Below are 12,016 nucleotides of genomic sequence, written 5' to 3'. Positions count from 1 at the left end.
TAAAGGTTGGCTTTCCGTAGATGCGCATCAGTCTTGAAAGGGTCAGGATGACATCCTGGTTGCGCAGGGATTTACCTACCTCGATTGCAAGGCACTCTCGCGTATGTTCATCCAGCACGCACAGCATCTTCAGTGCATTGCCATTGGCCAGGCGATCATGCACAAAATCATACGTCCAGACACTGTTTGGCCGGGTTGCACCTGGAATGCGCATATCCGTACCACAGCGTCGCCTTCTGGGCCGGCGTCTGGGCAAATTCAGCCCCAGCCGGCTCCATAACCGCCATACCCGACCACTACTCTGACCCGTCATAACTGCTATACGCCGGTAACCAAATCGCGGATAACGTCCCGACGCTTCAATTAGCTGTGCGGCAACAACATTGTCTTTGTCGGGCTGCTTTAGCTCATAACTGCCAATACGCCGACTCACCCCGGCAATCCGACATGCCAACCGCTGTGATAACCCCTTGTTTGTCAGAATCTCAAGCGCCTCGCGTCTGGTTGCCGGGGTCACCATTTTTTTGCTGCAATCTCCTTTAAACCCTCGATTGCCAGCATCTGTTCGGCAACGATCTTTTTCAGTCGCACGTTCTCCGCTTCCAGTTCCTTGAGCTTATGCGCATCCGATACCGTCATGCCGCCAAACTTGGATCGCCAACGGAAAAACGTCTGCTCGGTAATGTTGTGCTTACGGCAGATGTCTCGGATGATAACCCCGTCGACTTCTCCTTCACGCAAAATTCCAATGTATAGATGGACTACTCGTCACTCAAGACCCAAGCACTGCCATTCGTCCTGTGGTTACGGGCGCGCCGTGGGAAAAAGAGTTGCTACTGCGCCGTAAGCGAGTCCGCTGAGGTTTAGGGGAAGCCCTGCGTAGACGAGCCTCCGGAGTCGGGCGCCACGGGAACCCACAGGCAAACACCTACCCTACTCCCTTGCCTCTACTGCCGTTGGGTCGGAAATAACCTCAATCAGTGCATCAAAGGCAGGTTCCGCATCCATCTTTGGCAGAGCAGGGACAAGAGGAAACCGGGACCGCGGCGCGCGGCTTTCAATCTGTTTCGCAAGACAACTAAGAGTGCTTCGAAGCATACTAATACGTAATTGTGCCTGCTCTCATCCCTGCAGTTAATCGAGGGCCTACAGGAGAGTTCTGCTCTCTCGGTTTTATTTGAATTTGCGGAGGCCTAACAGCTAACAGGGCCGAGGCAGGGCCTATTCAGCAGCAAGAGGTCGTATTCCTTTTTCAGTGCTACGTAACCTTCGCTGACCCGGTCTTCCATCACTTTTCGGTTCAATAGCGTAATATGTCCACGCCGATACTGTATGGCACCTTCAAGCTGTAGCACGTGCGCGGCGACGCTAACACTCTCGCGGCGGACGCCTAGCATGTTGCTTACGAACTCATGAGTCATTGCGATTGAGTCAGTTGCTAAACGGTCCAAAATCATCAGGAAAAAGCGGCACAATTTCTGCTCGACACTTTGGCACGCTTCTACCGCGGTCTGCTCCGTTTGACAAAGCAAAGCTTGGCTGAAACGTAGTAACAACTGCTGTAAGGGACCTCCGGCCTCAAATTCCTGCTTCAAAATCTTCGCTTTAATCCGGTACCCGTACCCCGGGTTTTGTACTATGACCGTCGCGGCCGTGCTATCGCAGCCTAACAGAAGGAATATGTCGGTCACGCCCTCATTGCCAGTCATCGAAACGCGCCTGGTTATACCCGATCTAAGCTCGTATATGCGCGCCACGATGCAGGTTGCAGGGAAATAGAGTTGGCTTGGCCGGGTTCCCGGTTCGTGGATGACTTGACCGAGCGGCATGTCGACCAATTCAAGAAATGGTAGTAAGCGCCGATATTCTTCATCGGGAAGAGCCCCAAGAATTTTATTTTGTGTGGGGCTGTGTAACAAGCGCATCGGATCTCGGCGTAATAATTAGACAGGCTACTTTTTAGGGATACTGGCCTGGGATCATGAATGTTACCATTCCTGTGGCAACCCGCAGTAACGATAATGAAGCCACCTCGACCTCTTGCTAGGAATCTGGCCTGAAGTTCGTCAGGCCAGCCATAAAGACCGGTTTTATTTGTTTTGCGCGAGACATACCTTGGCTGTTTCTTGCCGCCCTCGACCGTCCATTCAAACCGACCCCCGCCAGGCACAACCACTCGACCCTTGCGGAACATATGGCGGAAATAGCGCCGCGTCAGCGCTTTCTCTACCCGTGCATTTAATCCATGGCTTCTGCTTTGCTGCGTTTCGGGATGACGCATATAGCAGGAATTTCCTTCCCCCCGCGGTTGTTTCCACAGTAGTAATTTATAACTTATAACTTATAACGTTGAGAGGTGCGATATGGCTGTACATACATCCAAGTTTGGTGGGGTGCGGCTGTCTGGAGAAGATGCAAAGAAGTTCAGCAACCAGGTGACTTACGGTCGCCCCAAAAAGGCGGCTTGCGAAGCTCTTAGAGAAGGAAATAAGCTGCTTAACGAGTATCGAGGCAAGGGTTTCGCGACCGTTACTGTTAGAGACAGGTAATTTGATTGGAGTTTGAGTTCGTGGATTGAAGCCGGGTGACAACGTCACCCGGCTTTCTCTTGGGCATGCTGAATTTGTCCCCCTAAAAACCTTCCTGAAGAAACACGCGCACCAGTTTCACTCAGAAAATATCACTAAAACGTTTGTTCTGGTTCAGCAAGAAACGCGACGCGTTTTCGCGTATGTGTCCCTCGTATGTAGCCAGGATTGAGCTGCTCAACGAGCACATCATCTCCAATTTTCCCTACAAAGAATATCCCTGTATAAAAATCGTAAGATTAGCGGTTGACGAAAGTCTCAAGAGCCGCGGAATTGGAAAAAACTTAATCCGTTGGTCGGTTTCTATGACGAAGGCTATGATTATGCCCAACGTGGGATGCCGTTTTCTCGTGGTTGATTCCAAAGCTAGTTCCATGGGCTTCTATCAGAAATGTGGATTTACGTTGCTCGATACAACCGCAAACAAGGAGAATGAGCACCCCATACTCTTTATGGATCTGCACAAGATCAATAGCTAACAGACTGCGCCGCACTAAGCTTTATCATCCAAATTCGCCAATTCAACTCGCCATCTCTTCCTTCTCCCCCTTGACATTCGCATTCCCCTTAGATTAATCCTTTCGATCGCCGCTCGTAACATCGCATTCCTGGCTTTTCCCTTCGTAGCCATAACAACAAAGTTAGGACGTTCTACCAGAAGCCCTACAGGCAATTTAAATTGAGGTTTGGCTACACATAGTATTGCCGAGGCTGAAATAAATCACCCGGGAACGGCTGAGCCCGTAGAAACCTTTTCTTTTATCTTTTTTTGTTGTGTTGATGAAAGGAAAGGCGAGAAGCTGTGGCAGATATATGTTCTCTTAGGCTTGCTCTCCGCGTAGTATTGCGCTCTTGTCTTTAATGCTGGCGCGCTTTAACCAAGGGGTCTCGATTGAAATTCTCATATCCGGCAGAAAAATTTAAAGCAGCACGAAGTAATCTCATGCTTCCTCACCCTAAAGGCGAGGCTGCGTCTATCGCTAATGCTTTTGCTGAATGTGCTTTTGCTATAAGTAAAGTAGACTCGGCAGATCTGGACGACTATGCGCGGGAGTTGCTAAACAGACTCAATGCGTTGATTGACCCGGTCGGATTACGAGACCCGGCAGACCGAGGCATGTACACCATCAAGGCAGAAAAACTATCGATCGAACAAAGGCGTGAGCTGTCCTCAACAGTCGATGAGCTCGCAAGCTGGTTTGACCTTAAATCTCGGACTTCTTAATTCTCCGACAGACCGCACCTCTCGTCTCCTGAGCATGTCTTAACTCAGCGCTGTTTGGGGGTATATATCAACTAGTGATTGATGCAATCATTGTCGGCAAACGTTCTTGAGTCTCTGTTCGATCCTCCTCGTCGGAATAAATCTGTTTACTGCCCTCGGGCATTACCCCCACATTTCATATAGCAAAAACTCGCGCCGATATTCCCTTTCGACAATAGCGCTGTCCAAACGAGCGTGATCGTATTGCTACAGGGCCAGCATCCCAAGAAGTTGCGATGGGATTCTCGACTAAGTAACGACCTCGAAGGATGGCTTCGGCGTATTCGCTCAGGAGAGGAAAAATCCGTCAGTACTCTTTGGTAAAGGGTATTTCGCGCTGGATACGCGAATTATCTTCCGAGGGGGCTTCGCGAAACGTTTGGGAGTAATGGGTCGGTCAGCTTAGGAGTCTGTCGATCTAACAAGGACCAGCTAAAAGCCGTCGGTCCTGAACGTTGAGGACCTTACCCGCGGTGGCTCAAAGAAATCTGCCCCTCCCGAGCCGCCCTCAGGGACAGAATTCTAAGTTATCTAGAGTAAACGTTGCCAGTTAGCGATCGAGTGACGTAATGCCATCGGGACTTCAATGTCCCGCTGAGCTAACTGAACAGCCTGCGATTGATGAATATCAGTTACAAACCGGTTACATTTTATAAGCAATATAAAGTGGTGCAAGGAAATATCCTCGTAACACTTTGATTTTTGGTGGGTCGTGAGCGATTCGAACGCTCGACCTACGGATTAAGAGTCCGCTGCTCTACCAGCTGAGCTAACGACCCGATTTGAATAAACCGGATAATATCTTTCTTACTATCAACATCTTACTGTGTGAAGCCAGATGTATTATACACCAAACCAGTTGAGGTGAAGCTAGCCGTTAAGCGTGAACGATTGTGAATGGATTGTGAACGATAAATAATAATAATAATCATTCTCACTAAGCGAAGGGGTAAGCGGGGGGCGACCTGCTTGCTCATCCTATTGCATTAGACCTAAATAAAATCTCATAAAAATGCATAGAATCCGGCTGATCTAACAATCAGCTTGTTTGATACCTTCTGTTGAATGACGTTTCATAGAATCTGAAGCAGACGAACTGGACGGGTTTTATATTACCGTACCAGGTAACGCAGCCAGGTGGATGGCGTCAAGATTCCAATACCTTCTAAGAAATAGCCCCTTCTGCTTTTTAATCCAGTGATTGATTCTGCAAAGAAGGTAAGTTTATTTTTACGATGACCTTGCAATCAGCCGCGCCTGTAGCCTTATCCTTCTGTTCTGTGGCTCGCCTGCTTCGTCGTTTATCCTTCTTTGTAATCCCTTCAGCTTCTACTTTGCAGCCAATACCACATCTAGTTTGCGAAGGATAAGCCAGGTCTATTGTAGGCCCTATCGATCTTTTTGCTGGTCTGGCTGAGCTTAATGCAATCCGCATTTTGATGGAATTGATGAATGTCCCTTTATATCAGGTGATACACGGCCATTAAGGTTTACCGGCAATCGCGTAAAAATCCTTTTGGAACGGGTAACAAAAGGGTTGCACAAATCCGTTCCCGGTACTACTATTAGTAAACATTGATCAATTTAGATACTAGATGTAGTGGTTAGACGATGAAAACCGTTCAGCTTCAAACACAGGGAAATAGCCCTTTCCCATATAGATGAGGAAGTTCCAAGATGCAGCTTGCTACAGAACATACAGGCCGCAGTGCGGCGACGGATAGGGAGAAAGCCATGAGAAGATAATTCGCTCATTTGACAAAGGCCCTACGGTCAAGTGAGAGGATAAGGGAAGGCCCTTGATTAGTTAGACCCCGCGAAGGAAATACTAATCAAAGGCCAGTAGGGCCAATCTATCGGATATTTCGAATAATTGGCTTGCGTATGTTGTATTAATTTGACCTATTGGTCAATACAAGTATCGCTGGTCGCCTTTGATAGGTGCAAAGATGAAGACTCAAAAAAGCAGCGGCAACACAAAGGTCGTTCGTAGTGCAATTACTGGTCAGTTTACTAAACCGATAGAAGCAAAACGTCACCCTAATACGACGGTAACAGAAACAATTAAACGATCCGTTCCGAAGAAGAAGTAATCAGTAATAAGTAAGGAAATTGGCCCTGCCTTGGTAGGGCCTTTCTTATATGTAAAGCTTAATTTCGGAAAGAATGACCACACCGGTCTTCTGAGCAGACAGTTAACTGTCAAACACATTAACGATGAGGTAGCTCATGTTTGAGGCCATTACTTTTTCAAGACAGAATAAGTACGACACTATCAATCCTTTGGATATCGGATGGTTAGTTGAGTGCATGTTGTTTTATCAAAAAGTCACGGTCGTCGCCAACGAAAGCACCCTTAGGCAATTAATAACTTATTTTGGGAGCGACAAACTTCTAATACTCATAAATGAAGAAGTACTAACTATTTTGTTCACTGAATCCCTAGCAGCGATCCACACCACTTCACAAAACACGTTTCAATATCATGACATCGCGCTGATGACACTACACAGCCCTACATATCAAGATAAATTGAGGACAATGTGCATCGACATAACAGGTAAAAGTGGGAAAGGACGGCGTCTAGCTCAGAAAATAGAAGCTAATATACATGTAACAAAACATGATCCTATTGTCGTAGAAGGGGCACGAAAAGCCATTCTTGATGTTAATTATATTGAACCTGCTGCAAGGCTGATCATTAAAGAACTTGTGCCGGAAGTGGGTGACACGTCCAAACTATTGTTCGCTACGGAACTTGGTAGTAATGGGATTGAAGTGTACACAAACGTTGACTTCGGCAAGATAAATCAGGTCTACCATCAAAGGGTACCAGTAGAACATTCGTCCATAACCCCAGCGTTGATCTTGTCTCACATACTTGAAACAGAAACTGAGCTTTATTTCGCCTCATCTCAGCTTTCCGAATTAGCAGCCAGCGGCTTAAGTAGTAAATTAGGTGAACAAAAAATCGACTACCTTATTTCTAAAAGCAAAAGCAGTAGCGAAAAGTTAACGAACTTTACGGGGTTTGTATTCAACGATGCAAAGGCGTTGAGAGAAGCAGTGAATTCGAACCGTATCAATGTAGATGACTTGGTAGCACTACTGATTAAGTCAAAACGATTTAAGGAGTGGTTGGTAGGGATAGCACCAGATAAAGATTTAATAAAACAATATCACGAAGAAGTAACAAGGAAAACGTTCATCGATGGACTTCCAGGAAAAGCTTTAAGGTGGGGTATATTTGTCGGCGTAGGGTTAGGCGTGAATACTGCATTTGGTCCATTAGCTGGTATTGCCATTAGTGCGTTAAACACGTTCTATTTAGATAAGTTAATTCGTGGTTGGAAGCCTAATCAATTTATAGAAGGCGACGTAAAGAAAATGATATATAAACGTGCCGCTTGACCCTAATTAACTCCCAACTTGTTCTATAAACGCCTCAGCAAGCCCCACAATCGATTTAAATCAGTTGGTTAAGGGGTAAGCATATTAATATGGAATTAAATGCTTGACGGCCCCTTAAATTGAGCGTATATTTGCCGTCCTTTGTAATATCGCTGTTACGGCTTATTGCTGTGTAACAGCACCCTGCACGCTACAGAATAACAAAGCGAAGTATCAAGATTATTGGTAACGATCCCGTACGGTTGCCGCTTAGTAAGGACTGGAAGTCTTGTATAGACTATCCCATAGTTAACGGACTTCGACACTATGCATCTATACAGCCGGCATTCCAGCGCAGAACAGACGGTGTCTAGGGACTACCAAGGGGATACCTGTAAGGTATTCTTCATACTGGTGCGGGGTAATACTCACATAACAACCACGTAATCTGGAAGGGATATCGCTGCTGGGGTACCTTCTTATACTATTATTACAAAAAGATAACGACTTAGTAATGCAGTAGGGTAGTACTACTTAGTATTAGTATTTAGTGAATAAGGAAGGGGTACCCGAAGTACCCCTGTATTAGATATAGTTAATATACTTTAGGTATAACCCCTAGCCTATCGAAGAACACCTTTAGCATCACACCCCGCAGCACCTCAGCATGTTCCTCAGCAACTATGAATGAGTCATGTATAGGAAGGCAGACAATGCCGTCCGCCATAAGGGATTTCATTATGCTTTCACATATCCATGAGTCTGTGTTCTGCAAGGTCATCCCAAACCCCGGATCATAGAAATATCCTTTGATAGGTTCGTGCTTTGCTTCAATAGCAGCTACTAAATGAGCTACGTTCTTTACACCGAAAGAACGAATAGTATTGATAGCGTGTTTCCGATCACGACAATTGAACAGCACTAAGAATGCTTTCTTCACATCGCTACGCTCACACCCATCAATTGTATAAGGATCATCTGTAAGGGTTATTCCTTTGAAGGCATAGGCAATTGTAGGATGATAGGCCGAATAATCCAGTTCAACTACAGGCCCATTATCTAGTAATAGTTTCTGTCTTTCCGGCTTCGGTAATGTCTGCCAGAATCCCCCATAGAAACGACCCCCACCTTCTCCTTTAAATATCCGCTTCAAGGTAATGCTGGTAGGATCATGTTTACACCTGATATCAATGTTATCCGTATTAATAGGTACCCCCATAAACTTGTTATTGCACTCAAATAAGAATGCCCTGTCCGCAGTGATGAATCGATCATCCACATAATCTATTAGTTTCCCATCAGCGTCTTTCTTGATGATGGTCTCATCTAAAGGCGCTTCTGGGTCACGTACTATTTGCTTAATATCGAAATGGTTCAGGATTTCCAGCAACCGGTTAGTTGCCTTTATTCGGGTTTGTCGCCCGATTCCTGAAACGCGATCATGAAACCCTATCTTCTGGTCAATGTATCCCAACTCAACAAGATCATCCAGAATACCCATCAGCAAATCATATTTAAGATAGATTCGCCTATATCTGGTTTCCTTTCGATAGTCTGTTTTATTTCTACTTACAGTACGCCACGGATTATCAGAATGATTAGCTGCGATCCAACAATCTAATATAACCGCGTCCAGGTGACGTCTCACCCTTATCGGTTTCCTCACTTGCTGCTTTCTGTTCCTTCTCAGTTCTAAGACTTGATTAAATACCGCCTTTAGCTGGTCGGCCATCGGCGGATAATCTGTCTTTCTATGAACTTGGAATGGAATTGCTTCGGTTAATTCGTTGGTCATCTTTTAACCATTTATCGAACACTGATGGTACTGATTCCAAAATCTCTTTTATTTCTTTCAAAAGTTGCTGTAAGGCAACATCCCGCTGATTGTCCATGACCGTCCCTTAGTTAATAACCCTACACACCCTTCAAGGTACCACCACCACCAGCGGCCCCACCTGCACCCCCACCCATAGCTTTTAGTCCCGTTTGAGCTACCCCACCAACAGTACTAAAGATGGATTGCCACATTTGACCCTTCGCACCAGCTGTACGGTAATCACTTTCAGCGTCCGCTTCACGTTGTCTAGAAGCAGATAGTTGTTCACCAAATGATTGCATACTTCCTAACGTCCCTAAGTTCTGACCGACCTGTGAACGAACACTAGAAGTAGCACCAGCTAATCCAGAACTCCCACCAGTAAGACTCATTCCAGCTTGACCAGCACCAGCTATAATGTCAGACCTACGAATACGCTCCTCACGGATTGCTTGTATACGATCCCGTTGAGCTAAGACATTAGCCCTTGCTTGTTCGATTCGTTGTTGATCCCGCTGTGCATCCTCCATACGGCGTGCTGCCTTCTGTTGTTTCTTTGCAGCCTTCATTTGAGACATAGTGCCCGCTACTGCGGCACCCACTGCTACTACTGCTAATATTGCTACTGGTGGCATGACGATTCCTTTTGTTTGACGTTCCACATACCTACTACTATTGAAGAAGGAAAATCATCATATTTAAAATCAATGAATCCATTCTTCTTTTCTGCTGCTTCTATCAGGTGCGGGAATGCTTTGAGTTGTGCTCCTAATAGCTTCAGATCGATTAATACTGCACAGTCAATGGCACCATACCCAGACGGCGAAGCGACAGCGTACAGAAGGAAATCAGCATAATTATCCTGTTGCACCTTCTCCAATTCCGACGGGCCAAACCCCGATACAGTCCTGATGGTGAAACCTTCACAGAAGTAAGGAAGGTATTTAGCTTCCCGTACCCTATATGACAGTTTCACAGAATCCATCGCCAAATGCATATCAATCCCCAACTTACGATCTTCACCTAAAGAAGGGAATTTAAACCATACATTCATCAACTTAGGGTCATTAAATATGATATTCGCTGCTACTTGATTCAGCATCGGCAAATATTGATCCGACCATGAACGTTGTTTATTGTAAGACTTTGTTTTTAAAGTTAATGTGGTACTCATTCTATCAAATCCTTAACCCATTCCATTTGTGCTGTTGGGAGACGCGGCCTAAACTTATATAAACCGCATGTCCTCTTATCACAAACATCTATTAATTCTGCTGCTGTGGCGTCGTACTTACGGGAATAAGCCCCCACACACTGACGACACTTCTTTGCTATAGCCTCTTTAAACGCCTTCGGGTTCGTCATCGGATGACCGTCCACCACGCCATGAATGAACCGCTTTGATGTTATGGGTCTTGAAGTAACGACTCACATGGTATTGTTTCCATAAATCCCTACCATTCCGTAACAACCCCTTTTCGTTAAGGATGTCAGCTATTGCACCCTGACTATGATTGTTAGCTGCAAGCTGCCTGATAAGAGCAGCAACGGATGTACTTACCTTAAGACCAGCAGACTGTTTAAAAGCATCTTCAGGCCGGTAGGACTCCCGTAAGAAAACTAGATTCTTTCTCATTGCTTGGACGTCATCTTCCATTATTTGCTCCTTAAGTGAAAACCCAACCCTAAGCTTTTCTTATCGTTGAGACGTTGACGTTGTACTTTATTATCCCAATAGGTATTAGGATCATTCTTTTGTAGCTCATCGTAAAAGAACTTATTCCGAAGGTTAGGAGGTGTAGATAAGACACCATTAACTTTCCCTTCCCGGATCGCTTGCGCTTCCTCAAACAGTTTGTACTTTTGCTCTTCTTGCCAACGCTCCCGCGTAATCCTAACTTCCATCTTTTCCCGACTATCTTTAGCATTCAGAAGCATTCGCTGCCAGTCTGGTTCAGTGTCGCTGTCATCTTTACGCAAATCATGAAAGACGTTTGTCATCCCCTTCACTTGCTCATTAATAGCGTTCTGTTTCTTGGCAAGGAACGCCGTCGATTCGCTGGTACTTTCTTCCTGATCGAAGATGCTTGTCTTAAAAGTCACTTCATCATCATTAATAATTGCAGCCATTTAAATATTCCTTTACATATGAATTCGTTTCTGTTAAAGTGTTACTTTAGATATCTTGATAAAATTGGGTAACTTTTTATATTGTAAGTTACTATTATATCATACTTTTGCTTAAATTGCAAGCTTTTTATTTTTTCATTTATGTGGAACTTTAATACGTTGATACGTAAGGATTAAATGCAGTAATAGATGCAGCAGAAGATGACGATTAGATACGTTAATGATGCACGATAGAAGAAAATAAATATAAAAAAAGGGATATATTTCTATACCCCTTATGGATAGGACATTACAGAAGATTATCTATGTGATATTGATGCGAATAGATTCATTACAGAAGCTATCCTAAACGTCCATGACCGTCCTTAATGGGGCATCTAACTTATTAATAAGGACACTTGGCGCAAGATGAGTATAGCGCCGTAGCATCTGCAATGACTTATGTCCCGTAATCGCTGATACGCTCATCGAATCCCATCCCCTCTCAAATAATCGGGTAGTAGCTTCATGGCGCAAGTCATGGAAATGGAAGTTATCAATACCTGCCTTAGTCACTGCGGTCTTAAATGCACCATTCATTGCATCGCTTCTAGGCTTCCATGTATAGAAGACACGCTTATTGGATATATGCTTAGGGATAGAAGACAATACTTCTATTGCCTTTAGTGATAATGGAATTGTTCTAGCTGTTCCATTCTTAGTGTCTTTTAAATGGATAGTACGCTTAGATAGCTGTTAGCGCCGCTGTAATACTGACCCACTGAGCCGGAGTAAAACTGACCCACCTGGGCGAATATGGTGGCTTTTTGGCTGCCGATTATGTTGACT

Annotated in this window: 9 protein-coding genes, 1 tRNA gene and 3 pseudogenes; 3 read left to right on the top strand and 10 right to left on the bottom strand. The window is 45.0% G+C overall.

The annotated features are described in order from the left end of the window. The 3 genes and pseudogenes from BM022_RS14815 to BM022_RS16545 form a co-directional block, all read right to left on the bottom strand. A pseudogene (locus tag BM022_RS14815) lies at positions 1-750 on the bottom strand (transposase); the annotation flags it as partial. 443 nt (positions 751-1,193) lie between these two features. Next, positions 1,194-1,925 carry a Crp/Fnr family transcriptional regulator gene (locus tag BM022_RS14805; protein WP_091140530.1) on the bottom strand — a complete coding sequence of 244 codons (732 nt, stop codon included), beginning with the start codon at positions 1,923-1,925 and terminating at the stop codon, positions 1,194-1,196. A 38-nt stretch (positions 1,926-1,963) separates the two neighbouring features. Next, positions 1,964-2,281, bottom strand: a pseudogene (locus BM022_RS16545) (SOS response-associated peptidase family protein); the annotation flags it as partial. 450 nt (positions 2,282-2,731) lie between these two features. On the opposite strand from BM022_RS16545, the gene BM022_RS16540 reads away from it, so the two are divergent. Both BM022_RS16540 and BM022_RS14785 read left to right on the top strand, forming a co-directional pair. After that, positions 2,732-3,067, top strand: coding sequence for a GNAT family N-acetyltransferase (locus tag BM022_RS16540; RefSeq protein WP_143079611.1), 336 nt, complete (start codon positions 2,732-2,734; stop codon positions 3,065-3,067). A gap of 413 nt (positions 3,068-3,480) precedes the next feature. Continuing rightward, complete coding sequence (locus tag BM022_RS14785) at positions 3,481-3,813, top strand: hypothetical protein (protein ID WP_143079610.1); 333 nt, start codon at positions 3,481-3,483, stop codon at positions 3,811-3,813. Positions 3,814-4,555: 742 nt separating this feature from the next. Here the strand turns inward: BM022_RS14785 and BM022_RS14780 are convergent. Then, a tRNA-Lys gene (locus BM022_RS14780) sits at positions 4,556-4,631 on the bottom strand. A gap of 1,450 nt (positions 4,632-6,081) precedes the next feature. Here BM022_RS14780 and BM022_RS14775 point away from each other — a divergent pair. Next, positions 6,082-7,263, top strand: coding sequence for a hypothetical protein (locus BM022_RS14775; protein WP_091140522.1), 1,182 nt, complete (start codon positions 6,082-6,084; stop codon positions 7,261-7,263). A gap of 574 nt (positions 7,264-7,837) precedes the next feature. On the opposite strand, the gene BM022_RS14770 is transcribed toward BM022_RS14775, so the two are convergent. From BM022_RS14770 to BM022_RS16535, 6 genes and pseudogenes are all read right to left on the bottom strand, one after another. Next, entirely contained in the window at positions 7,838-9,037 is a 1,200-nt protein-coding gene (locus BM022_RS14770; RefSeq protein WP_091140520.1) for a hypothetical protein, read from the bottom strand. A 119-nt stretch (positions 9,038-9,156) separates the two neighbouring features. Continuing rightward, positions 9,157-9,693 (bottom strand): hypothetical protein, encoded by a 537-nt coding sequence (locus BM022_RS14765; RefSeq protein ID WP_091140519.1) that lies wholly within the window; start codon positions 9,691-9,693, stop codon positions 9,157-9,159. Next, positions 9,681-10,232 (bottom strand): hypothetical protein, encoded by a 552-nt coding sequence (locus tag BM022_RS14760; RefSeq protein ID WP_091140517.1) that lies wholly within the window; start codon positions 10,230-10,232, stop codon positions 9,681-9,683. The genes BM022_RS14765 and BM022_RS14760 overlap by 13 nt, the downstream gene beginning before the upstream one ends. 168 nt (positions 10,233-10,400) lie before the next feature. Beyond that, complete coding sequence (locus BM022_RS14755; protein ID WP_091140516.1) at positions 10,401-10,715, bottom strand: hypothetical protein; 315 nt, start codon at positions 10,713-10,715, stop codon at positions 10,401-10,403. Next, on the bottom strand, positions 10,715-11,188 hold the full coding sequence (locus tag BM022_RS14750; protein ID WP_091140514.1) for a hypothetical protein: 474 nt from the start codon (positions 11,186-11,188) through the stop codon (positions 10,715-10,717). The genes BM022_RS14755 and BM022_RS14750 overlap by 1 nt, the downstream gene beginning before the upstream one ends. A 345-nt stretch (positions 11,189-11,533) precedes the next feature. Beyond that, positions 11,534-11,908: pseudogene (locus tag BM022_RS16535) on the bottom strand (site-specific integrase); the annotation flags it as partial. Positions 11,909-12,016: the final 108 nt, after the last annotated feature.

Source organism: Nitrosospira sp. Nsp14 (assembly GCF_900113575.1).
GTDB lineage: Bacteria > Pseudomonadota > Gammaproteobacteria > Burkholderiales > Nitrosomonadaceae > Nitrosospira.
The sequence above is the reverse complement of the archived record's forward strand: the minus strand, read 5'-3'. Positions and strand labels throughout refer to the sequence as shown.